This is a genomic window from Catalinimonas alkaloidigena, assembly GCF_029504655.1.
Lineage (GTDB): Bacteria > Bacteroidota > Bacteroidia > Cytophagales > Cyclobacteriaceae > Catalinimonas > Catalinimonas alkaloidigena.
This window is the reverse complement of sequence record NZ_JAQFIL010000001.1, coordinates 4,119,018-4,143,056: the sequence shown is the minus strand read 5'-3', so window position 1 is coordinate 4,143,056 and position 24,039 is coordinate 4,119,018. Positions and strand designations below refer to the sequence as shown.

The window sequence follows — 24,039 nt, the reverse complement described above, 5'->3', positions numbered from 1 at the left end:
CCTTTAACCATTTTGATAAAAGTAGCAAATATGTTTGACAATATCAGAGCCAAGATAACCCAACTTGAATCACTTGCTGAGCTAAGAAATACTTACAAGGACAAAAAAATAGTTTTCTGTAGTGGATGTTATGACATACTGCAATCAGGGCATGCAGTATTTTTTAACCAGTGTAAATCATATGGTGACCTGCTGGTTGTAGGTGTGGGTAGAGATGAAACCTTAAGACGGTTAAAAGGACCCGGGCGTCCTGTAAATCCTGAGAACAATAGACTGTACCTGGTCGCCGCATTAGAAGATGTGGATTTCGCTGTACTTAACGATCATAAGATCGGTAAAGGAAAAATTGATTTTGCTGATGTTATCACCCAATTGAGACCCGACATTTTTGTGCTTAATCAGGATGATTCTGCCATAGCAGAAAAGCAGGCACTCTGTGACCAAGTGGGAGTAAAGATTGAATACGTAGATAGAGCTGTTCCTCCTGAACTTATGCCAACCTCAACTACCCGAATCATTAACAAGATTAATTATGCGTACAAGGCGCCACTCAGGATTGACTTTGCCGGAGGCTGGACCGATGTACCCTATATTATGCAGGGAAAAACAGGTTACGTATCTAATGCTGCTATCAAGCCTATCATTGAGATGAGAAACAAGACCTTTAACTTTTCCGGTTATCCCCGGGGAAGTGGGTTAAGCACTTCTACTGCGGTAAAGCTCTTGGAAATGCTCAGCAGCAAAACGTATAACGCTGAGCCTAAATCCCTACACGCGATTGCTGAGGACTTGTTTAACCTGGAAAATAGGGAGCTCAATTGGGCTATTGGCAGGCAGGACCAGTACGCAATTGTCTTTGGAGGGTTTAATTGCTTTGAGTGTGTGGAAGATACTGCCAAACCTTTGGATGTAAAAGTGTCCAAAGATACCCTTGAAGCTTTCAGAAAGAATTTGCTTTTGCTACATACGGGAGTATCTCGAAATGCTCAGTCGGCAGTAGAACAGGTATATCAAAATTACCAGACAGAAGAGGGGAAAAGAGCTTTAGATATTCTTACTGACTGTGGGTATCGTTTTATCCATGCCTTGGCAGAAAAGGATTTTATCGCCTGTGCTAAAATTATGGAAGATAACTGGGAAGCTCAAAAGCTGTTGGCTCAGGCAAGCACCAATGAAAACCTGGATGCCATGTATGCTTTTGCCAAAGAGAATGGAGCCTACGGTGGGAAAATATGCGGTGCCGGCGGAGGGGGAGCTTTTATTTTTTACTGTGAGGACACTCAGGCACTCAAGAAAGCCATGAAAAAGCAGTTTGTTGACTGCTTTGAGATAGATTTTGAGTTTGAATATCAAACGATTAAAGAACTAAACGCACTGTAAGACAGTGCGTTTTTTTTCCTAGTTGAACCTGTATGGCTTCAGTGTAAATACTTTTTCATGAGGGATAGAATCAAACACACCGATGTCACTCATGCCTCTTTCACCTCTGCTGCTGGAAAGTTTGATGCCATTATAGTCCTTGTAGTCATCCCAGGATGTAACAAAGTTAGGTGAGTCAAGAGACGCTTCACTATAGTATGCCCACTGTTTCACCAACCCGTCATTTTTATCAACATATACCTGATATTTATTCTGTGGCGTGAAACCAACGTTTTCAAAGCGCAACTCTAACACATCTGCCATATCGCCTGTTTGCATGCTATCTTCTCCTACATAGGTTAAAGTAACGCCGCTGTCTTTTAGTTTGTAGGGCATTACCAGCCAGTAGCTATCATTGACCCATATTTTCTTACCTTGTTCCACATACTTCGTCAGTGAATCCGGATTGGTAATTTCTTCTCCACCAATCATTACCTGGCCTTGATCATTGTTAACATTAATGACGTAAGTGGCTGAGTCAGCAGGCACATCAATACGAACATCACCGGTTTTTTTATCCCACACTAATGAGCGGCGGCCAAAGAAGTTCCAGCGGATATAACGCGTGTTGTCCCAGGCTGCCCGGCCCCCCATGGCTTCCATTACTTTATCAGCGATCTCAATTGCTTCAGGATCTGAAGTGTTAACATTAAATCCCTCAGCGGGAGGATTAGTCTCTGCCAAACCTGCACCATTTACCTCAGCCATGTTCTCGCTGTTTTGTGAGCCACATGAAAAGTAAAGAGAGAAGAGTAGACAAAATGATAGCGTTTGTAGCTTCATGGCGATAGTTATGTTAGTGTTTATATGTCATACAACTAACAAAATTAGCAGGAAAGCAACAAGCATTTTACTTTTTCATCAAACTTTAGCGCTCTGGCTATGGGTTTTTCTTTGTAGCTTATCCAGATAGCTTACGGAGTTTTTGGTAGCTTGATGAATATCTTCCAGTATCAGGCGGATTTCAGTATCATTTACATCATCCTTGGTAAGCATATGTTTTAAGCTTTCCAGTTTTGGAAAAAGTTCATGATCTTCCATCATTCTGACTGAAGGCTGAAGCTTGTGCATAATTCTACGTAATGAGTAGATGTCACGCTCTCTGGCTGTTTCTCTGATCTGAAGCGGTAGCTTTTCAAAGCTACTTTTTAAAGATTCAAGCAGCGTAGCCACAAACTGAGTATCATCGCTATACTCATCCAATATCTGACAGAGTGTCATGACATTCTCTTCTTCAACCGTGGCTGGCTGAGACTTGATATTTAAATTTTTGGCTATTGTGTAATTCAAATGCTCAGGCTTAAATGGCTTAGAGAGGTAGTCATTCATCCCTGATTCATTCACCTTCTGACGTACATCTGATACCACATCAGCAGTCAGTGCGATGATGGGTAGTTTTGTATACTCTTCGCCAAGCATTCTAATCTTTCTTGTAGCTTCATAACCATCCATGACAGGCATTTGTAAGTCCATGAGAACAATGTCAAACTTTTGTTTTTGGACCATTTGTAATGCCTGAGCTCCGTTTTCAGCAAAGCTTACCTTTACACCCATTTTACCTAAAAAGTTGGAAGCTACAATTCTATTGGCATGATTGTCTTCAACCAGCAATAGGCACACCTCCTGTAACGGGTACTGAATTTCTTGTGTAGTTTCTATGATGGCCTCATTTTGTTGGTCAAGCTCATAATTTAGCTCAAAGCTGAAAGTACTGCCTATACCTTCCTTACTTTTTACACTGATTTTTCCTTTCTGGAGATGAACTAATTTTTTACAGATAGTTAATCCCAAACCTGTTCCACCGTATTTACGCGTTGTATCTTCCTGCGCCTGGGTGAAATTCTCAAATATATGCTCAAGCTTGTCTGCGGCTATACCAATTCCACTGTCACTTACCTCAAACAGTAGTCTTACTTTTTCATTTCTGCTATCCAGAACCCTCGTTCTAATTGTAATGAAACCCTCATTGGTAAATTTGAGCGCATTGCTAATTAAGTTATTGAGAATTTGAGTAAGCCTTACCTGATCTCCTTTTAGGTAAACTGGTAAGATACTTTCATTATCTATTCTTAAATCAATGCCCTTTTCCGCTGCTCTGGCAGCAAATGATTGCTTTACGCCTTCAATTACCTGGTGAACGTTAAAACTAATATTCTCCAGTTTGATTTTGCCTGCATCAATTTTGGCTAAATCAAGAATATCATTGATGATCGTAAGTAAATGATTGGCAGAAAGCTCTAAGCTATTTAAGTATTCTTCCTGTTTTTTAGTCGGCTTAGTATCGTTCAACAGACGCGTCATTCCGATAATCACATTGAGCGGGGTACGAATCTCATGACTCATAGTAGCCAGAAAATCCTGTTTGGCATGAGCTTGCTTGATTGCTTTCTCTTTTTCTCGCAATAATTTGCGCTCGGAGCGAACATAATCAGTGATATCTATCGCCACACAGGTGAAACCAATCTGTCTGCCCTGAGCGTCCAGTAGTGCTGAGCAATTCAACTCCACAGGAATTTTTCTCCCCGAAATATGAGGAATAGTAAAATCTCCTGACCAGGCTTTTCTATCGCCTAATTTTTCAAGAAACCGCTTACCTGCTTTTCTATGTTCTTTACGAATCATGACTTCCAATGCAGGCTTACCCAGTACTTTGCTGCTTTGCCAGCCAAACAAGCTTTCAGCACATTGATTCCAGTAGATGATATTATACTGCAGGTCAGTGGCGATGATGGCACTATCAACCTGTTCTAAAAGTGAAGTTTGTAGACTAATCTGTGCCTGAGCCTCTTTATGTTCATTGATTTCTTTTTGTAACCTTTCGGCAGTGTTTTCCAGATCAACAGTTCGCTGTTTTACTACCAATTCCAGATTTTCTTTATGTTCTTTTAGACTTTGCTCTGCCTTTTTTCTTTCCTGGATCTCCTCAGTCAGTCTCTTGTTGATTCTTTCCAGCTCAGCTGACTTAGATATCCGAATTATTTTAGGAATGACCTTAATACTTATTGCTAACAGCAGGGCTGAAGCTACGAGCCAAAGGTTGTTCATTGCGTTAAAACTAATCCATGAAGTATGGGCACCAGCTACTTTTATAAATGCAAAAAGCGTCAGGTACGCTATTGTTATGACAAAAAACAAGTGTAGCTCTTTTGTTTTTTTATCACACCTAAGAGAATAGAAAAAACCCATTGGTATGATAAGGTAGAGCCATTCAAAGACTATTTTTGGGAAAATGCTGCTTAACAAAGCAAGTAAAGGAGAAATATTACTCAGCTCACTTTGTATAATTTGTTTGCTACTCAGTGTTTCCTGCAGCGTTTCGCCTAAAGGAAAACAACTATCTAAGTACATTTCAAAAATCATTAAAATCATACTTATAAAAAATTACGATGACTCCTAATCCTTCTATCTGATACAGTTAAAAAATTATTGCCTAAACAATATTATATTGCGCTATTTTAAGTTTGCAGTAAGGTTTAACAAATTAACGTCGCCCTTATAAAAATTTAGATATTGTTAAACCACCTGTAAGGTAGTATTGCTTCTTCGTTGATAGTATACGGTAAAACTAGGGCTCATGCTACTTATTTTTCTGTGGTATTGAGGTAAAAAGTTACATTGTCAAGGAAGCGTACCAAATGATATAATTTCTTATTTATTTGATACTAATCCGGGTTTTGGCTAGATATAATTACTCAGAATGTACGGGTAGATTATCCGGTACAAAAAAATTGAGGAAGGAGATGTTATTATTTTTATAAGAGATCAATCAAGCGAAAATACAAGCAAATGAAACAATTATCATAGTAGATTGCTCTTAATCCGCCTGGTAAGTACCCATATGTACGCCCTGATAACTTTCCTTAAATTCAATGTATTTTTCCAGAGCAAACTTACTTGAACTGAATGCCAACTGCTTCCACGGGATATCATAAACATCAAATAGTTTTACCTCCAGGCTTTCACTTCCACAGGCAATCCTGTCATTTTTCAGGTGAGCCAGAAAATGCAGATATACCTGATTGATATGAGGTAGGTTATAAATGCAGTGCAATTTTATGATTTTCACATTTGCCCTGGCCTCTTCCCATGTTTCGCGGGCTGCGCCTTCCTCTACGGTTTCATTGTTCTCCAAATATCCGGCGGGTAAATTCCAGAGTCCATAGCAGGGCTCAATTGCACGGCGGCAGATCAGAATTTTATCTTCAAAAACGGGTAGACAACCGACTACCATTTTGGGGTTTTGGTAGTGTATGGCATTACATTGATGGCAGATATAACGGGCTCTGTTATCTCCATGAGGGATATCAAAATTAATTTGTTCGCTGCCACAATTACTGCAATAATTCACTTTCTCAAATGTAATAAGATGAAGTATTCACTCTGAAGATATATTCGATTTGGGTATAAGAAAAATATAATCGAATAAAAAGAGCTCCACGCAAGTGGAGCTCTCAGCTTATTTATTTGGGCCTTAGAGGCTTAACAAATTACTTCTTGTCTTTGTCGTCTACCTCTTCGTATTCTACATCTGAGACATCGCCGTCTGCACCAGCGTTGGCATCCTCACCACCGGGCTGAGCACCTTCAGGGCCTCCGGCTGCACCTGCCTGATCAGCACCCGCTGCCTGGTACATTTCCTGAGAAGCGTTTTGCCATGCAGAATTCAATTTGTTCATGGCTGCATCAATAGCATCCAAGTCCTGCTTGCCATGTGCTTCTTTAAGTTCAGCAAGCGCTTCTTCAATGGGCTTTTTGTTGCCTTCAGAAAGTTTTTCACCAAATTCTTTTAACTGCTTTTCAGTTTGAAAGATCAATGAGTCAGCGGAATTGATTTTCTCCACTTTTTCTTTCTCCTGCTTATCAGTTTCAGCATTAGCTTCTGCTTCCTTACGCATATTTTCTATTTCCTCTTCGGTAAGTCCGGAAGAAGCTTCAATTCTAATCTTCTGCTCTTTGCCGGTACCTTTGTCTTTAGCTGACACATTCAGGATACCATTGGCATCAATATCAAAAGTCACCTCAATCTGCGGCACCCCTCTAGGAGCAGGTGGTATGCCATCCAGGTGGAACCTACCGATTGTACGGTTTTGGTTAGCCATGGGGCGTTCACCTTGCAGGACATGGATCTCTACTGAAGGCTGATTGTCAGAAGCTGTTGAGAACACTTCAGATTTCTTGGTAGGAATCGTAGTGTTAGATTCTATCAGCTTGGTAGATACGCCACCCATAGTCTCAATACCCAGTGACAATGGAGTAACATCTAAGAGTAATACATCTTTAACATCACCAGAGAATACACCACCCTGAATGGCAGCTCCTACTGCTACTACCTCATCAGGATTAACACCTTTGGAAGGCTTTTTGCCAAAGAATTTCTCTACTTCTTCCTGTATTTTGGGTACGCGTGTAGAACCACCTACCAGAATCACTTCATTAATTTCAGAAGTAGACATGCCTGCATCCTCCAAGGCTTTTTTGCAAGGCTCCATGCTACGACGTACGAGGTCATCAATTAATTGCTCAAATTTAGCACGGCTCAGTGTCCTTACCAAGTGCTTGGGAATTCCATCAACCGGCATGATGTAAGGAAGGTTGATTTCAGTGCTGGTAGCACTAGATAGCTCAATTTTAGCTTTTTCAGCAGCTTCTTTCAGACGCTGAAGTGCCATGGGATCTTTTCTCAGATCAATGCCTTCATCTTTCTTAAATTCTTCCGCCAGCCAGTCAATGATTTTTCCGTCAAAATCATCACCACCGAGGTGAACATCACCATTGGTTGACTTCACTTCAAATACACCATCACCTAATTCCAAAATAGAGATATCAAAAGTACCACCTCCAAGGTCATACACTGCAATGGTCATGTCCTTGTTTTTCTTGTCAAGGCCATAAGCAAGGGCTGCAGCAGTAGGCTCGTTGATAATTCTTTTGACATTCAGGCCAGCAATCTGTCCGGCTTCCTTAGTAGCCTGGCGCTCAGCATCATTAAAATATGCAGGTACTGTAACTACCGCATCAGTGATGGTAGTGCCAAGGTAATCTTCAGCAGTAGATTTCATTTTTTGCAAAATCATCGCTGAGATTTCCTGAGGGGTATATAGACGGTCGCCAATTTTTACGCGAACCGTATCATTACTTCCTTTTTCTAGTTCGTAAGAGACATTTTTTCTTTCCTCTGTTACTTCAGAGTGCTTCTTACCCATAAATCGCTTAACAGAACTGATTGTATGATGAGGATTGGTAATTGCCTGACGCTTGGCCGGACTACCTACCTTACGTTCACCATTTCCGTTATCTAAAAAAGCGACCACAGATGGGGTCGTCCTTCCTCCTTCACTGTTGGGGATGACAACGGGTTCGTTACCCTCCATTACAGCGACACAGGAGTTTGTTGTTCCTAAGTCTATTCCTATAACTTTTCCCATAATATCTTATTGATTCAGATTTAATAAATTCAAATTCACTGTTGTTTGATCAATGCTTATGCCAACAGCTGAAGTCGTGACAGATTGGCAGATTTGTGGGCAAAGTTATTCTCCTATACGTATAAAGTGTCTTTCAAAATACCCTCATGTCAAAGCGTCGGCTTACAAAATGTCAATGCATACTTTATAAAGTTGGGTATGCAGTAATGCTGAAAAATTTATATTGCTCATTCATGATATGGAGAAATAGTGGTTGGTATGCAATTACCAATCTATTGTTCGTTAGACATAGGACAGACTTTTCCTTGCAATATTTGTATTACTGAAAAGAGTAAATCAGTAGCTAATCTCTGGTTTTAGAGATTTGCCAGCTAGTTTATCCAAAAAATGGATTATTTTTACAGAATAATCGTTGGTCTGATGATAATGAAAAAATGCACTTGAGTTCGGCAGTAGCTTTAATTTTGATGATATTGAAATGAGAAATACATTTTTTTTGTGTCTTATATGCTTAATTGTACCAGGAACGCTGCTCGCTCAGCAGGATGTACAAGGTGAGGAGAGCACGTCGGAGATACGCCTTTCCGGAACTATAGTTGATGAGCAAGATGAAGTGGTACCCTATGCCACAATCTCTATTGGCAAGCGTGGTAAAGGAGTAGTAAGCGATGAAGAAGGTTTTTTTTATATCGTTTTTCCGAAGCAGGATACCCTTGTCCTTTCTACAGTAGCACATAAGCCCCAGCACCTTTATTTTGGAGATACAGCTACTACTGATAATTATGACCTGAAAATACGCCTCAGTGAACAGGAATATGCACTTGAAAATGTCACCATCTTTGCCTTTAAAGATGAATATGCTTTTAAGAAAGCTATCCTGGAGATGGAGTTAGATGAGGAAGAAGAGCAGATTCATATTCCCGGCTCCTACTATGGTCCCAGAAGAGAAGTTACAGCTTCTCCACTCAATCCTGTTTCTTTTATCGCGGGCAGGTTAAATAAAAGAGCAAGATACGAGAGAGAAGCACGCAGGAAGATCGCCGCAGACAAACGATCTAATGCCCTTACACAGGAGTACAACCGTAATTTAGTAGAAAAAGTGACGGGCCTGAATAAAGAAAAACTGGATGAGTTTATGATGTATTGCCGGATGAAAGATCTGTTTGTTGAAAGACCAAATGAGTATGAAGTGATACTGGCGATCAATCAGTGTTACAAGGATTATCAGTTAGAACATTCACGAAATTAAACGTAAAAAAACAGGCCGTAATTTTTTTTACGGCCTGAGGTAATAATATTAACATTAATCCATCTTAAACCTTCCAGGGCTGTCGCATATCGCGTGACAGCATACTATCAGCTTCTTTATCGTTTTTAAACGTCTCATTCTCAGGATCCCACTGTAATGGTCGGCCAAGCTCATAAGCAATATTACCAATGTTGCATACTGAAGCGGTACGGTGCCCGACTTCTACATCACATATCGGTTTTTCTCCTGTTTTGATACAATTAAGCCAGTCCCGGTAATGGTTGAGGCTTTGATACAGATGCGTGTCGTTCAGATCAATGGACTGATGTTTTAAATTCTCAGGCATATTCAGAAAGCTCCTGCTTACTTCAATTGTTCCTTCAGAACCTATAAATCGCACAGCATTACCTTTACCAAAATCTTCACGAGTCATCGGGATTCCATTTGCATATCTGTAAGTCAGTACTTTCGTGTCTTTACCGTCAGGAGGAATTATCTCTACTGGTCCTGAATTATCCATCCCCAGGGCCCACTGTGCTATGTCAAACATATGTGCTCCCCAATCAGTCATCATGCCCCCTCCATAATGCTTACAATATCTCCAGCGGGGCCACCCATCCCACTCTATGGGAGGGGCGAAGAAAGAACTGTAGCCTCTTTGAGGGGCAGGACCAAGCCACATATCCCAGTCCAGGTATTTCGGAGTAGGCTCATCGGGCTGATTACACTCCTCAGGTGGACCTCCCACACTTACTACTACCTTTTCTATGTCTCCGATATAACCATTGATAACCAGCTCAGCAGCCCGGTGAAAGTCAGCCCAGGAGCGTTGCATACTTCCGGTCTGAAATACGATATTGTTTCTACGGGCAGCCTCTACCATTGCCCTTCCTTCGGCCACCGTAAGCGATAAAGGCTTCTCACAGTAAACATGTTTTTTTGCATTGGCAGCCGCGATTGAGGCCAAAGCGTGCCAATGGTCCGGGGTAGCAACTATCACTCCATCTACATCGGAACTGCCTAACATTTCTCGGAAATCAGCATACGTGGATAATCCCTGGTAACTATTTTGCTCTTTTTGAGCGCTATAATAGTCAGATACCATTTGTTCAAAGTCAGCGAGTTTCTTTTGATCAACCTCGCAAGCTGCTACAATCTGAACTTCAGGGATTTCGATAAAACTTCTGAAAAGGGTGCCTCTTCCCTGTCTGCCCGTACCTATATAAGCAAGGTTGAATTTATCGCTGGGCGCGATGTGGTCTGTACCGCCAAGCACATGTCGGGGCACGATACTAATGGTAGCGAATGCCGCTACTGAGCTTTTTACAAACTTTCTTCGTCCTGCAGGATCAGGATGTTTAGAAATAGATTTCTTCATTGTTGTAGTTAGGTTGTTGATTTATGATCAATCAATATACAACAATTTTAAAATAGTAATAAGGAAAGTAAGTACACGTAGAAATAGCCTTAGCCTGATAGAGAGGTTATCATGCTTTTAAACCAGGGATGCGTAAAAGGAGAAAATATTAGTGGTGACCGTTTCTTTTTTGATGCTGCTCATCTATCAGATGATCTACCGACTGATTGATCTCGGTAATTTTATCCAGAATTGTGCGAAGGTCATTGAGCTTTTTTACTGATCTGAATCTTTCTCCGTTTTTTAATCCTTTGGTTTGGCGAGACACCTGATCAATGTCTTCTTTAAGTTGGGCAACTACACCTTTAATATTACTTTCTTCCATGGAGTATATAATTTTGGTGTTGTTTTACGGTTACGTGTAGGCTGAGTACAAATTTACATAATGTACACTGTTTATAACGTATATATCTCGCATTGTTTAAAAAACCCAGAAAACAAGTTTTAATAGTTCAATTTTTTACTGTTAAAATATCATTTTAGCTTAAATGATGGCACGCATATGTCAGTTGCGACTTACGGTTTATTTGATCAATCCCTCGTTATTTTAACATTTAATAAATATTCAAACATAAGGTATATACTTCTCCTTTCATCTTTTTTTAATGTTTCCATTGTAAGCAAATTGTAGTGTTAGGGAATGAATCAGAAACTATTAGCAGATAGAGTAAAATGAATATTAACATAGATTACTCGTATGTAGAAGAAGTATTTGAGTCCAGAGACGAATACAGGTATTTTTTGCAGATTATAAGTGTAGAATTTGAAGAAGCAATAAATAAGTTAGTACTCTCAATTGAGCAGCAGGATATACACAGTTTCAGAAAAACATTACATAATGTCATGTCACATCTGGAGATGTTGAGAGCAAATGAGCTTTGTCAGTTTCTGGAACAGGTTAAGCCACAGATCAGTGGGGCCGCTATAGATAAGGAAAGGAAAGCGGTACTAATTCATGAACTGGGACAATCATTTGATAACTTACTTGTTCAAGTCAAAAGTAAATACGAGGAACTTTCTGAGGCGTCATAAAGGACACTGTACATCAAGTATTTGATGGCTGTCGGGTAGGATTTTTACTTTTGCCTGTAGTTGCCTCCCCAGAGCATTAATTAACTGCCTGCTGAAGTCTGTAAATTTTCCGCTAAAAGCGTACTCAAGTCGCAAGTCACACACGTATATATTCTTGTCCTGACTAGCGGTTAGATGTAGCATTACAGTATTTCCGGCTGCAATCAAGCTGTTTAAGCTTTCAGTAATAATGATTCCAAACGCATAAGCTTTGTTTATCTGCCAGTAGATATCCTGGTGGTGTAAGTGTAATTGACAGTTTTGCCCAAACTGCCCGGTCAGGCGGGAGAGGTATTCTCCAATATTGATCGCTTCACTATATGTACTCTTATGCAACAGCTCAAAGGCGAGGGCAATCGCTGATGTTCTACGTTGAGCTTGTACAACTGCCTGTTTGGCTTCTCCTTCAAGCTGCACTGCTTGCAGTTGCAGTAGCCCGCCAATTTCCTGTAAGGTATTTTTAAACTGATGCATGATCTTCTTCATACTTTCCTGCTCATCAGCAACTGCTTGAGTAGTTAGCTGTAAGATCTCTAACTTATAGGTATGACCTGGAGAAAGCGCCAGCCTGGAAGTAGAGGAGCGCAGCAGCACTTTTTTACCCGATTTACTTTCGTATGCCCACTCAGCAGCATTCTCTTCTGTCTGTCCTGATATATATTCGTGATGCAGCATCAGGGCATAAGGACGTATGCCCTGGGGTAAGAGCTCTGCAAAGTTTTTTGTAAGCAACTCTTCTTTACGATATTCCAAAGTACTGCAAAAAGAGTCGTTTACATCTACAATAATACCCTCATCATCAGTAATGCAATAGCCATCACTGAGATGTTGTTTCATCATAGTTAAGAGCTGGGAAGTGTCCAGCTTGAAAAGTTCCTTTTCAAAGCGGCTAATTCTGGAGTCTACGGAGTCAGAAGAAGCGGAATCATTCATAAGTACATTTACTAGTTTAGCGGTAGTTCTATCAGGAATAAATTATGCATAGGAAGCATAACAGAAATTTGTAACTTCCTAAGCGGCAGCAAAATCCGATAGAAGTGCTGCAGTCAGATTAAGTATTGATCAAGATAGTTTTTCCTCCTCATCAACTTCATACTTTTTGTCAAGGCGATTCATGAGCCAGACATAAATAAATATGATGACCACAAAAATATAAATAGAACCTTGTTGGGCAAACCAGAAACCTAGCTTAAATCCACCCATTTTGATCTGATTAAGCTCATCGGCGAGGAGTATACCAAAGCCATAAGAGCTGATAAACCAGATAGCCAAAAGTATAGCCAGATATTTAAGGTTATGGCGCCAGTAATCCTGCATTTTAGTCCTTTTCATGATTCCTTTTTTGCTTGGCAATATATGATAATTTTGTTCAATCTAAAGTTTGCACTTTAATTTGATCCCCTTTTACTACTACCCTGTCATGTATTTTGAATTGTGGATGTTGAGGTAATGTAAAGCGTAGCAGCCCAGCTACTCTTTTGTCCAGCAAAATAAAGTACTGCCTTTCCTCATCAATTTCTATGACCTCTCCCTCAAAGCAGGCCTGATCAATTATGGGAAGCCTTTCGGTAGCATTTGTTTCATACATAATTTTTCCCTGCTGAATCTCCAGTACCTTATCGGCCATCCTTGCCACTTCAAGGACATCGTGGCTGACAAGTAAAATAGTAGTATTAAACCTGTGATGCAAGCTAAGCACATCCTGCTGAAGCTTTTCGCGCATGTTCCGGTCCAGAGCGGCAAAAGGCTCATCCAGCAATAACAATTTAGGTTGACGAATGATGGCGCGTGCCAGTGCCACTCTTTGTCGCTGCCCTCCTGATAGGTTGGCAGGCTTCTGCGTTTGCAGCTTTTCCATATGCATCAAAGTCATTACATCATCAATCAGCTGAGATGAGGATGATGAGGGGAGAGCGTATTCCAGATTCTGACGTACGTTCATATTGGGGAAGAGGGCATAATCCTGAAAAACAAAACCGATACTTCGTTGCTGAGGCTTCCTCCAGATTTTTTTTTCGCTATCATACCAGCATTGCTCGTCTACATACATCTGACCCCGGTCGGGCTTCATAAGGCCGGCCAGCATCTTGAGTATACTGGTTTTACCGGCGCCGGAAGGCCCCATAAGGGCCCATATGCTATGTAGAGGCATACCAAAACTAATATCCAGCGCTATGCTGCCTTCACTACCTATCAGAGATTTATGGAGAGATACCTTGATCATATCACTCCCTGTGGGCTACGGTTTTGGTAGATGTATACACTGATAAGTACAAAGAAGGAAAAAGCCAGTAGTATTCCGGCGTACATATCTGCATTGTCAAAGTTCAACATCTCCACTTCATTATAAATAGCTATGGATGCTACCCTGGTCTCGCCAGGAATATTACCTCCTATCATCAGTATCACGCCAAACTCCCCAATGGTGTGGGCAAAGGTCATCACCAGACCTACGAGTACGGAGGACCGCACATTGGGAAGAAGGACATGCCAAAGTGTATTCCAGCGTGATTTCCCCAAAGTATATGCTGCCTCTTTGTAAGAAAAAGGGAGGTTTTCAATCGCTGATAAAATTGGGTTGACCATAAATGGCAGGCTAAAAATCAGCGAGCCTATGACCAGGCCGGGAAAGCTAAATACCAGCCTGAGATCAAATAGCTGCTGGCTTAATTGCCCCAGCCATCCGTCGGGACGCATAAAAATAAGCAGATAATAGCCTAATACGGTTGGAGGAAGTACCAGGGGCATGCTTACTACTGCTTTGAACAGAGGCTTGGCGGAGCCACTGTGGAAGTAAATAGCATATACCAATGGAATAGCGATAATAAACAGCAGGACCGTAGTTGCCATGGCAAGTTGTAAGCTCAGTACCAAAGGTTGAAGAAACTCTGACATATGATGCACAAGCAGTTGATCTACAAACCTAAAAGCTTATTGGTCATTTACCAGCTTTTTCTCATCTGTATTCATGTTTTTGTATAATTAATAGGTCTCATACCCAAATTTCTGAAAAACCTGCGCTGCTATCGGAGATTTTACAAATTCTACAAACTGATTGATGGCAAGCTCCGGGGCTACCGCATTTTCCAGTAGAACGAATCCATGATCCAGCTGGCTGGCCTCTCCGCTATTTACGGTGAGGGGTTGCCAGTAACCTATGTCTTTCATCACCTCAGCCTGCATGGCAGAGATAGCAGTAAAAGCAGCTTCTACGGTTCCCGAACGTATGTATTGGTTTACCTGCCCGATACTTTCTCCAAAGATAACTCTGGGCAGCACCTTTTCATAGATCCCTTTTTCACTGAGCCAGTCTTTGGCCCTTTGGCCGTATGGGGCCAGTTCCGGCTGGGCGATGGCGATAGATTTGATGTCGCTGTTTTTCTGTAGCCATTCTTCCAAAGGCGCTTCAGTTCTGGTTTTACTCCAGAATACCAGCCTGCCACGGGTTAGCGCTTCCGGTCTGCTCACTGCCCGCCCCTCATTAAAAACCTGCTGGGGATATTTCATATCGGCCGCCAGGAAAATGTCATAAGGTGCGCCGTTGATGATCTGAGCCGTCAGCTTACCCGATGAGCCGGGAATCAGAATCAGCTCTCCGCTGTACTTTTCTTCATACAGCTTTTTGACTTCCTGCATGGGAAGAAGCAGATTGGCAGCTACTGCCACTTTCAGTGTATGATCACTATCCTGAGCCTGGATGGGTAAAGGGAAAAGTCCGGCTGTAAATGCAATAAGCAGGATAAACCCGAGCCAATATCCATGGCTGGGCGTGCTTCTTTTGTCATGCCGAAAATATTTTTGCCCGTTTGTATGTCCACATTCATTGGGCGCATAATAAGGATATTTCCGTTTCACTGCGAAATGACTTCTCTCTTGAAAACCATCATTTATCTCGTTTAAAAAGCGAAGAGGTAAATTTGATTTTCGCTTTTGTCTAGAGCCTTTATTCCTTTTCAACAAATTCTGAACAAAATATTTCAGGGATGACTTGTATTCTCTACTTTGAATCATATTCTGCTAAAGTTAGTATTGCATTTATTTTTAACAAGTAGACCATATGTCTAATCCTATAACAATCAAAGTAACCGGTGTTCCCGAACATTTCAACTTACCCTGGTATCTGGCGATAGAAGAAGGGGCTTTTGCCCGTGCAGGGATTGATCTGCAGTGGCAGGATGCTCCCGGAGGTACCGGAGCCATGATGCAGTCTTTACAAAATGAAGAGGCAGATGTGGCCATTGCCCTCACCGAAGGTGTGGTGACTAGCATTATCAAAGGTACGGCAGCTCGTATAGCGCGGGTATTTGTAACTTCGCCTCTTACATGGGGTATACATGTGGCAGCGCATAAGGACTTCCAAAAGGTTGAGGATGTGCGAGGAAGACGCTTTGCCATCAGCCGTCCTACATCGGGTTCTCACCTCATGGCTTTTGTGCTGGCACAGCAAAAGGGATGGGATAGCGCTGGAATTCCTTTCGTAGAAGTAGGAGGGATAGAGGGTGCGCGCAAAGCGCTGGCGGAGGAAGAAGCTGATGCTTTTATGTGGGAGAAGTTTATGACCAAGCCCCTGGTAGACAGAGGAGAGTTCAGAAGGGTGGGAGAAATAGATACCCCCTGGCCCTGCTTTGTGGTGGCAGTTCGCAACAAAGTGCTGGAAAGTAAAGGGGAAGCCGTTCAAAAGATGCTCAAAGTGATAAACGAGTATGCTGCTAACATTAAGCAAAGACCGGATGCTTTGGAACTGATCAGTAGCCGCTTTGCGCTGCCGGAAGAAGATGCCGCTGCATGGCTCAGCAAAACAGAATGGAGCGGGGAAGTATCAGTAGATACCGCGATGCTGACCCAAGTAATGCAAACCTTAACAGCATTAGGAGCCATTGGGCATCCACTGCCGGTGGATGAGATCGCAATAAGCAGGCAGGAATGAAAAGCTCAAAACTTTAGTGTACATTGCTCCTGATCATGTAGATGCAAGTAACGCTTTATTATATCGGATTATAACTTTAACTATCAAAACACACTACTTCACTTTTCATGAAAGTATTATTCATAATTGCCCTTTGCGGTTCCTTGTTCATTAATTTACCTACTGCCTTAGCGCAGGAAGGTAAGCATCTCTTTATTCTCTCCGGTCAATCTAATATGGGGGGACTAAGGCCTCAGGAATCTTTCACACCCACAGTTGAATCCGAATTTGGCAGCGACAAGGTGATCGTAGTGAAAAGCGCTTACGGAGGACAGCCGGTCAGGCGTTGGTATAAAAACTGGATGCCACCTGAAGGTGATGAACCTCAGGCGCAGCCCGATCTCTACGATTCACTGATCAACAAGGTCAATGCAAACATAGAAAATGAGGAACTAGCCTCAGTAACATTCATCTGGATGCAGGGAGAGCGTGATGCCAAAGAGCAACTGGCTGAAGTGTACGAAGAGAGCCTGATGGGTATTTATCAACAGCTTAGTGACGATCTGGATAGAACAGACATCAACTTTGTTATCGGAAGGCTGAGTGACCATGATCTTGAAGACAAAAACTATCCGCAATGGCCTTTGATGAGGGAGATACAGGTAAAAGTGGCAGAGTCTAATCCTCGTTTTGGCTGGATCAATACCGATGATCTGAATGATGGAGTGAATAGGAGAGGAGAGGAGATCAAAGATGATCTGCATATGTCGGCCAGTGGCTATGTGGAAATGGGTAAACGCTTTGCCGACAAATCCATTGAACTTATCAGAAATCAGGAAAGGGAGATGGAATAGTTATCTGTTTCCTCCTGTCTTCTGCCCACGTGCTGTATTTCAACCGTAGTTTTGTCACCTCAACTTCTTACTGAAAGAAGGCAGCAATTCTATTGCGACAATGGCATTCTATCAGTGAAAATTGACAAAAATGACTCTTTAATAACTGTGATGATATTTTGGAGTTTGAAGAAATAGAGATAAAGTGAGTACAGTGCCCAACATCGTTCAGGCTGCCAGCAGAGCCGCCCGCTGCATTTGTCTGTTATGGACTATATAAAGAAAAGAGAGAAAATCCGTATATTGAGAAAAAGAGTATAAAGCAATGAATTAGCAAGGATTGATCAATAGAACCCTTGAGACACTAGAAAAACTACCTGAAGATAGAATTCATGAAATAGCTGATTTTGCAGACTATGTACTTAAAAAACATGAAGAACAGCTTCTTCAGAGTGGCATAGAAACTTTAGTCAGCGAGTCTGATAGTTTTACTTTTCTGCATGATGATGAAGATTTGTATGATGAGAATGACCAAAAGAAAAGTACTGATGGTGAAAGGGGGCATCGTTCTCATTCCAATTCATTTACTGATCTTTCAGGTAGGAAAAAACGTCCTGCTCTGATCTCAATTGCAGGTAGTTTGGATGTAACGGTAAGTTTTATTTCCACTCAATTACACTGGCAAGAACCCACAGATTTTCTCTTGCAGCCTGACCCAACAAATGGCCTTAAAAAGGCCTCCTTAGTAAGAACTAGTAAAATAGCTACCAATGATAAATCTTTAGTGATAGGTAAATTAGGAAATATCACCTCCAACCAAATAGAAGATTTAGATAAGAAACTGACACAATTATTTAATTTAGATATAAAGTAAAACACAAGCTCCTGACACCGAGCAAGCACCACGGCTGGTAAGTGAGCAAAAAAGAAACATTGTTTCAAACAAACAGGTATATAAAGCACCGTAAGAAAACAGCGCCAACGCCTCCGTGTCACCTGAACTTCATCGTTATGCGGGGTTTTATGATGCTACCAGATACGTTACTTGTAAGAATCCAAGGCGCAAACTCGCCTAGTCATGAAATTAGTTAAAACTATATTTTCCCGAATACTTAGCTTTGCGATTAGCATGTCCTTAGTAATATTTGGCAGTTACTTAATCTATGAAAAAGTTCTTTTGGCCATTAAGGAGGGTGAAACCGAGCAAAGAGTTGGACTTATCCAGAAGGCGTCAGAACCATTATTGTTTTGGGTTTCCGTATCAATCTATGGCTTTTTCGGATTACTAATTGTTCTATTGGGAATAGTCTTTTTTGCTCGTTTTCTTAATCCGAGTAAGCATATTTAAAATACAGCATGCATATCAACTACACAGATAGATGTAACTAATTTCTGATTCCTAATAACGACACATAAACAACGAGTTGATATTATTACCACATTACGCTTTATCGCATGCTCCATCGTAGTAGTTAATTCTGGCAGTTTAACTATTTCTGCCTGTTGATAGTGTTATTAAATTTTCTATTTAAATCTTACTAATAGAATGCGGCACTCAAATTTCCCTGAGCGCCGACCTTGGCCATAAGCGGGAGAAACGGCCGGGAGATACTGAATAAAAAAGTAAAAGATGTCAGAATTTTGGGAAGAAAGCTTTAAGGATAAAAAAGAAATGTGGGGTTATGAACCTGCTGATTCTGCCATTTCCACCTTAAATCTGTTCAAAAAAAAAGGATTGAATAAAATATTGATCCCTGGATTTGGTTACGGGAGAAATGCCAAAATATTTATAGATCAGGGATTTGATGTCACCGGAATTGAGATATCAGAAACAGCGATTGAATTAGCTAAAAAGCATTATGGCAATAGGCTGAAAGTTCATCATGGTTCAGTCCATAACATGCCTTTTGACCGGGAATCATATGACGGAATTTATTGCTACGCTTTGATTCATTTATTGAATAAGTCTGAGCGAGAAAAACTGATTCAGGATTGTTACAACCAACTAAATCCAAATGGATATCTGGTCTTTGTAGCGATTTCAAAATTGGATATTCGTTATGGAGATGGAGAAAAAGTTGGCGAAGATACATTTAAGACCAAACATGGAATACACTTGTTTTTTTATGATTCGGATGCAGTAAAGAAAGAATTTGGAAATTTTGGATTGATAAATACGGAGGAGATTCGTGAACCTGCCATAAAGGTTGGTAACAAACCGGCACAAAGATTTATTCAGATAATTTGTAGAAAAGAGAGTAAATCCTAATTGCCAGCGGCTGATATGCGGTCATCAAATATTTGAGATAAAGTGCTTATTTGCGCCCCTGGCACGCATCAACATCCTGAAAGGGTAGATACAAAGGCTCCCCGCTCTTCCCAAACTTTCATACCACTGGCTGATGTAGGGCAGCTATAAAAAAAAGACCTCAATTAAGAAAGTTTAAAATTTTGTATTTTAGTAATACATCAACTCCTGAAATCATGAAACTTATAAACGTGATCGGAAAGCAGATGCAGTATCCGAGGGGGCTATTCGGCAAGATTTTGTTTGCGTGGATGACGAGAATGACCATTGCGCATGCTCGGTGGACGGTGAAACTCATGGATATACAACCGAATGATGATATCCTCGAGATAGGTTTCGGTAACGGTGCTAACATTAAATTACTCTTACAACGAGCAGCCAGGGGCTCCGTTACGGGAGTCGAAATATCAGACACCGCCATTGAAATGGCATCTAAGAAAAATGCCAGGGCTATCTCGGAGGGCAAGGTGAAACTTCACAAAGCCGCAGGTAATGCACTGCCTCTTGAAGCGGGTGTCTTTGACAAAGCTTGTACGGTTGCCACGGCATATGTGATTAAAGATCCTGGTGCCGTGTTTAAAGAAATGTATCGTGTTCTCAAATCCAATGGACTTGCTGCCGTAACTTTTCCAGTCCGGGCCAATTTTATAAAATTCAAACCGGTAGGAACAGAAGGCTTTTATCTCCATGAACTGAGAGATCTGGAGAAAGCATTCCGCGAGGCGGGCTTTGTCAATTGTAGAACCGAACACAATGATGAAGTACGATTTGGTGCTCATTGTATGCTGGGAGAGAAACCGGCTGTCAACTAAAAGGGACGACTAATGGATGACATCAATCAAATCCCTTTTAACTTCGATCCCCGAATCGGATTAATTGTCGGCATCATGGTAGGTTTCCTGGTCTTCGCCGTATCTCTGGACTTGACCTGGGCAAAGGTTATGAGCGTCTTAAAGAATCCGAAAGCCCCAATAATCGGACTTCTTGCTCAGTTTGGAATACTGCCTGCCATTGCCTTCCTGGCAGGCCTGTACCTAAGCGATGCAGCGAGTATCGCACTGGGACTTCTGCTGGTTACTTGTTGTCCGGGGGGAGCGCTATCCAATTATCTTACCGGTGTAGCAAAAGGGGATGTGGCAACCTCCATTAGCATGACAACAGTCTCTACGCTTTTCAGTATCGTACTTACACCGGTATTATTCACTTTTTGGGCATCCATGAACACTTCCACACTTGAGGTACTTCAGAACATCAGTATGGATCCACAGCAGGTAATTATCAGCTTACTCATCATGCTGGTAGTCCCTGTCACTGCCGGTATGCTTCTCCGTGCCAATCGTCCCCACACTGCCAATCACATTCGTGGCATGGTGCGTCTCATCGCGGGGATCGTATTTTTCGTGATTGTTGCCATGTTAATCGGAAGCAACTTTAAATCACTTGCCCTGTTAGCTCAAGTTGCTTTATTTCCTGTACTTTTCACTTTCGTATTTGCAGTCGGCTTGGGATGGGGAATTGGATGGGTGGTGGGACTATTGGCAGCGGAACGTAGAGCAGTGGCGATAGAGGTTGCATTCCAGAACGTAGCACTCGCTATTGGCCTTGGCATCACATTCTTCCCTTCTCTCGGAGGCATAGTCGCAGTAGCCATATTATGGGGTATTGTGCATTTGTTACTGGGATCCGGCCTTGCCCTAGGATGGAGCCATATCAGAATTAATTAGTGGTTGGATATAAGCGAGAGCACCAACCGTAAAAATATAAGCATAATGTAATCTGAAGCACTAAAATTGAGCACTTTTCTTTCAATACACTTGTAGCAGGCGGACAGTTAAACTCTCCCCAACCTGCAAGAAGCTTAAACGAGATCATTGTAATGCCTTTAACAGAATATGACAACTTAGAATCTAAAAGACATGGATAACAATTATTATAAGACCAAAGCATCTGTTGAAGAATATATCAGATTAGCTAATGATGTTGATGGAAGTGAATTGATTCGTAAATTGAATATTTACTTGCCTTCAAATTCATTGTTGCTTGAGATTGGTTCCGGGCCTGGAACTGACTTTCAAATATTGAAGAAAAATTATCGTGTTGTCGGTTCTGATTATTCCACAGAATTTCTAAGTCGACTCGTTAATCATAACACAAAAGATGAATTTTTACATTTAGATGCAATAACATTAGAAACTGACAAGAAATTTGATGGGATGTACTCAAATAAAGTCCTTCAGCATTTGACCAACGAAGAATTAAGAAAATCCATTCTAAGGCAAGTTGATATATTGAATTTTAATGGAATCATCTGCCATTCATTTTGGAAGGGGGAAGGAGATGAAGTATTCAAAGGATTATATGTTAATTACCAGACCGATGAAAGTCTAAGACTTTTGTTTGAGGACTATTTTGAAATCTTACTGCTTAAAGAATATAAAGAATTTGAGTATGGAGATTCTCTGTTATTAATCGGAAAGAAAAAATGAGGATTTCATGATCCGGTATACAATGGAGCAGCTAAAATAGGGCAATCATGATTATGGCTGGCATGGTCAATTTTTAATTTCAATCCACAAACTAAGCTGAAAGTTTTTCATAGCATCTGAAATTTAATACTAACTTAATGAAGCCAGCCCCACCTTAAGAACATTAAACTTCCTCTAACAAAGGATAAAAATGCATTGAACGCATTGAATCAAAACGCATGGGCCATCCCCAACATTATGAAAAATTATTTATTCAAATACTTAGTCTTTCTGGCTGTAGCAGGCGGGTGTACCCAAACGGCAGAACATGATGACCTGAAAACTCAGGCAACCGAAAAATACAGTGGTCCGATCATAGACATGCACATTCATGCCTTTGATGAAGGACATCCTATGTTTGGAATGACCCATCCACCCACTTTACGAGCTAAGACCTATGAAGGTGTGAATTCTGCCATAGAACAAAAAGAAAAGACTCTGGAGAAATTCATTACACACAATATTGTAAAAGCTGTAGTCACTAATGGTCAGCTATGGGACGAAGATAGTTCTGAAGTTATACTAATCGGTGGGGCAGGCAGGGAAGTAGATGCATTAAGAGAGCAGCATCAGGAAGGAGCTCTTCAAGCTATTGCAGAAATGGCTCCTTTTTATGCGGGGATATTAGCAAACGATTCTTCTCAGCTGCCATACTATGAATTGGCGCAAGATCTGGACATTCCTGTTGGATTTCACATTTTTCCGGGTGGTCCAAATTATGGGTTTCACCGCATGCCTGAAATGCTGGGGGGCATGCGTGCATACAATGCCAGCCCATTACAACTGGAAGATGTATTGGTGAAGTATCCGAATTTGAGAATCTATATTATGCATGCTGGCTGGCCATATGTGGACGATGTGAAAGCTTTGATGTATGCGCATCCTAACTTATATATTGACATTGCTGTTCTCAATTGGATTTTACCCCAAGCGGAACTCAATGCCTTTCTAAAATCTCTGATTAATGCGGGATTTGGAGAGCGGATCATGTTTGGAAGTGACCAGATGGTCTGGCCTCAGGTAATAAGCGATGGCATAGCATCAATCAATAATGTTGAGTTTCTCACACTTGAGCAGAAGGAGGATATTTTCTATAATAATGCCGCAAAGTTTCTCGGGCTTAGTGAAGAAGAAATAGCAAAACACAAAAGCCCCTAACAATCGCTATCATGTAGATAGGAGCTTAGCTTTTTGAAAATTGTTCACAAATAATTATCAAGTCAAAACTGAGGGTATACAGTAAGAACCAAAGGAGAGAGTATTTGGTAGCGGAAAGCAGCTCATTGAATACACTGCTTAAAATATTCATGAGCCTTTAAGTGATGTAAGAGTATATGAAAAGCGTTTTATTCAATAGACAACCATATCCTTCATTGACATTTGAAAGGCGAGAACAAATTAACAGACAATCTTTGGGGCAAACCATTGCGGTAGTTATGGAAGGGACATTGGGGGGCAGCTATCCGGAAGCCTGAGTACCGTCATTTAAGCAGTAGATTGTCCAAACTTAATAAATGAAATTGCAGATAAGCACCTAAACGAAGGCCGAGAAAATATAGCATGATGGAGAAAGCGAAGAAGTTGGTCTGGCTATACACTACTACGCCTCCGATGATCCAGCCTAGTGTACTACAGATGATGAGGAGGCAGGCAAAGTTCAGCATTGTCAGGACTTTTCGGCTCTGCTTAATGGTACTGCTCTTCTTTTCTACTGCGCTCATGTGTCCATAAATGGTAACAAGGCCACAAAAGAAAGTAAAGAACATGGCTAGAGCGATCATGCTGGAGAACTGTTGATCCACCGGAAACTGTGTACTCATCATAGCACTGCCAAGACTGAAAAAAAGAATGAGCACAGTCTGAACATTTATTTTCATGTTTTGATC

24 protein-coding genes are annotated in these 24,039 nt (G+C 41.2%); 12 read left to right on the top strand and 12 right to left on the bottom strand.

The genetic code is table 11. From position 1 onward, the window contains the following. The first annotated feature begins 30 nt into the window (after positions 1-30). Entirely contained in the window at positions 31-1,380 is a 1,350-nt protein-coding gene (locus OKW21_RS16885) for an adenylyltransferase/cytidyltransferase family protein (protein WP_277481289.1), read from the top strand. A gap of 18 nt (positions 1,381-1,398) precedes the next feature. Here the strand turns inward: OKW21_RS16885 and OKW21_RS16880 are convergent, their stop codons facing one another. The 4 genes from OKW21_RS16880 to dnaK form a co-directional block, all read right to left on the bottom strand. Then, complete coding sequence (locus OKW21_RS16880; RefSeq protein ID WP_277481288.1) at positions 1,399-2,127, bottom strand: hypothetical protein; 729 nt, start codon at positions 2,125-2,127, stop codon at positions 1,399-1,401. 153 nt (positions 2,128-2,280) lie between these two features. Next, complete coding sequence (locus OKW21_RS16875; RefSeq protein WP_277481286.1) at positions 2,281-4,464, bottom strand: ATP-binding protein; 2,184 nt, start codon at positions 4,462-4,464, stop codon at positions 2,281-2,283. A gap of 769 nt (positions 4,465-5,233) precedes the next feature. Then, on the bottom strand, positions 5,234-5,767 hold the full coding sequence (locus OKW21_RS16870) for an NUDIX hydrolase (RefSeq protein WP_277481284.1): 534 nt from the start codon (positions 5,765-5,767) through the stop codon (positions 5,234-5,236). A gap of 139 nt (positions 5,768-5,906) precedes the next feature. Next, the gene (gene dnaK / locus OKW21_RS16865) at positions 5,907-7,844 is read right to left on the bottom strand and encodes a molecular chaperone DnaK (RefSeq protein ID WP_277481281.1); all 1,938 of its coding nucleotides are present in this window, start codon (positions 7,842-7,844) and stop codon (positions 5,907-5,909) included. A gap of 478 nt (positions 7,845-8,322) precedes the next feature. On the opposite strand from dnaK, the gene OKW21_RS16860 reads away from it, so the two are divergent. Beyond that, positions 8,323-9,093, top strand: a complete 771-nt coding sequence (locus tag OKW21_RS16860; RefSeq protein ID WP_277481279.1) for a carboxypeptidase-like regulatory domain-containing protein — start codon at positions 8,323-8,325, stop codon at positions 9,091-9,093. A 64-nt stretch (positions 9,094-9,157) separates the two neighbouring features. Here OKW21_RS16860 and OKW21_RS16855 read toward each other — a convergent pair whose 3' ends face one another. Beyond that, complete coding sequence (locus tag OKW21_RS16855; RefSeq protein WP_277481277.1) at positions 9,158-10,471, bottom strand: Gfo/Idh/MocA family protein; 1,314 nt, start codon at positions 10,469-10,471, stop codon at positions 9,158-9,160. A gap of 148 nt (positions 10,472-10,619) precedes the next feature. Continuing rightward, positions 10,620-10,835 carry a hypothetical protein gene (locus tag OKW21_RS16850; protein WP_277481273.1) on the bottom strand — a complete coding sequence of 72 codons (216 nt, stop codon included), beginning with the start codon at positions 10,833-10,835 and terminating at the stop codon, positions 10,620-10,622. Between the two features lie 347 nt (positions 10,836-11,182). Between OKW21_RS16850 and OKW21_RS16845 the strand changes: the two genes are divergently transcribed. Beyond that, positions 11,183-11,542: a hypothetical protein gene (locus OKW21_RS16845; protein ID WP_277481266.1), complete on the top strand. Its 360-nt coding sequence runs from the start codon at positions 11,183-11,185 to the stop codon at positions 11,540-11,542. Here the strand turns inward: OKW21_RS16845 and OKW21_RS16840 are convergent. The 5 genes from OKW21_RS16840 to modA all read right to left on the bottom strand — a co-directional run bounded on the left by OKW21_RS16840 (position 11,537) and on the right by modA (position 15,592). After that, on the bottom strand, positions 11,537-12,514 hold the full coding sequence (locus tag OKW21_RS16840; protein ID WP_277481263.1) for a histidine kinase dimerization/phosphoacceptor domain -containing protein: 978 nt from the start codon (positions 12,512-12,514) through the stop codon (positions 11,537-11,539). The two genes, OKW21_RS16845 and OKW21_RS16840, sit on opposite strands and share 6 nt — an antisense overlap. Before the next feature lie 129 nt (positions 12,515-12,643). Continuing rightward, the gene (locus OKW21_RS16835) at positions 12,644-12,913 is read right to left on the bottom strand and encodes a DUF4212 domain-containing protein (RefSeq protein WP_277481260.1); all 270 of its coding nucleotides are present in this window, start codon (positions 12,911-12,913) and stop codon (positions 12,644-12,646) included. Positions 12,914-12,950: 37 nt separating this feature from the next. After that, on the bottom strand, positions 12,951-13,805 hold the full coding sequence (locus OKW21_RS16830) for an ATP-binding cassette domain-containing protein (protein WP_277481257.1): 855 nt from the start codon (positions 13,803-13,805) through the stop codon (positions 12,951-12,953). After that, positions 13,802-14,476: a molybdate ABC transporter permease subunit gene (modB, locus tag OKW21_RS16825; RefSeq protein ID WP_277481255.1), complete on the bottom strand. Its 675-nt coding sequence runs from the start codon at positions 14,474-14,476 to the stop codon at positions 13,802-13,804. Before modB ends, OKW21_RS16830 begins: the two co-directional genes overlap by 4 nt. A gap of 87 nt (positions 14,477-14,563) precedes the next feature. Continuing rightward, positions 14,564-15,592, bottom strand: a complete 1,029-nt coding sequence (gene modA / locus OKW21_RS16820) for a molybdate ABC transporter substrate-binding protein (protein ID WP_277481253.1) — start codon at positions 15,590-15,592, stop codon at positions 14,564-14,566. A gap of 46 nt (positions 15,593-15,638) precedes the next feature. Between modA and OKW21_RS16815 the strand changes: the two genes are divergently transcribed. The 9 genes from OKW21_RS16815 to OKW21_RS16775 all read left to right on the top strand — a co-directional run bounded on the left by OKW21_RS16815 (position 15,639) and on the right by OKW21_RS16775 (position 23,628). Further along, positions 15,639-16,508, top strand: a complete 870-nt coding sequence (locus OKW21_RS16815; protein ID WP_277481251.1) for a substrate-binding domain-containing protein — start codon at positions 15,639-15,641, stop codon at positions 16,506-16,508. A 107-nt stretch (positions 16,509-16,615) separates the two neighbouring features. Continuing rightward, a complete protein-coding gene (locus OKW21_RS16810) occupies positions 16,616-17,341 on the top strand; it encodes a sialate O-acetylesterase (protein ID WP_277481249.1) in 726 nt (241 codons plus the stop codon). Positions 17,342-17,660: 319 nt separating this feature from the next. Then, complete coding sequence (locus tag OKW21_RS16805) at positions 17,661-18,194, top strand: type II toxin-antitoxin system PemK/MazF family toxin (RefSeq protein WP_277481247.1); 534 nt, start codon at positions 17,661-17,663, stop codon at positions 18,192-18,194. A 756-nt stretch (positions 18,195-18,950) separates the two neighbouring features. After that, positions 18,951-19,589 carry a class I SAM-dependent methyltransferase gene (locus OKW21_RS16800; RefSeq protein WP_277481246.1) on the top strand — a complete coding sequence of 213 codons (639 nt, stop codon included), beginning with the start codon at positions 18,951-18,953 and terminating at the stop codon, positions 19,587-19,589. A 215-nt stretch (positions 19,590-19,804) separates the two neighbouring features. Next, positions 19,805-20,440 (top strand): class I SAM-dependent methyltransferase, encoded by a 636-nt coding sequence (locus OKW21_RS16795; RefSeq protein ID WP_277481245.1) that lies wholly within the window; start codon positions 19,805-19,807, stop codon positions 20,438-20,440. Positions 20,441-20,452: 12 nt separating this feature from the next. Then, positions 20,453-21,352 carry a bile acid:sodium symporter family protein gene (locus OKW21_RS16790; protein ID WP_277481241.1) on the top strand — a complete coding sequence of 300 codons (900 nt, stop codon included), beginning with the start codon at positions 20,453-20,455 and terminating at the stop codon, positions 21,350-21,352. Between the two features lie 192 nt (positions 21,353-21,544). Further along, positions 21,545-22,114 carry a class I SAM-dependent methyltransferase gene (locus OKW21_RS16785; RefSeq protein WP_277481237.1) on the top strand — a complete coding sequence of 190 codons (570 nt, stop codon included), beginning with the start codon at positions 21,545-21,547 and terminating at the stop codon, positions 22,112-22,114. A 237-nt stretch (positions 22,115-22,351) separates the two neighbouring features. Continuing rightward, positions 22,352-23,311 (top strand): amidohydrolase family protein, encoded by a 960-nt coding sequence (locus OKW21_RS16780; RefSeq protein WP_277481232.1) that lies wholly within the window; start codon positions 22,352-22,354, stop codon positions 23,309-23,311. A gap of 176 nt (positions 23,312-23,487) precedes the next feature. After that, complete coding sequence (locus tag OKW21_RS16775; RefSeq protein ID WP_277481229.1) at positions 23,488-23,628, top strand: hypothetical protein; 141 nt, start codon at positions 23,488-23,490, stop codon at positions 23,626-23,628. Positions 23,629-23,634: 6 nt separating this feature from the next. On the opposite strand, the gene OKW21_RS16770 is transcribed toward OKW21_RS16775, so the two are convergent. After that, positions 23,635-24,030: a hypothetical protein gene (locus tag OKW21_RS16770; protein ID WP_277481228.1), complete on the bottom strand. Its 396-nt coding sequence runs from the start codon at positions 24,028-24,030 to the stop codon at positions 23,635-23,637. Between the last annotated feature and the right edge of the window lie 9 nt (positions 24,031-24,039).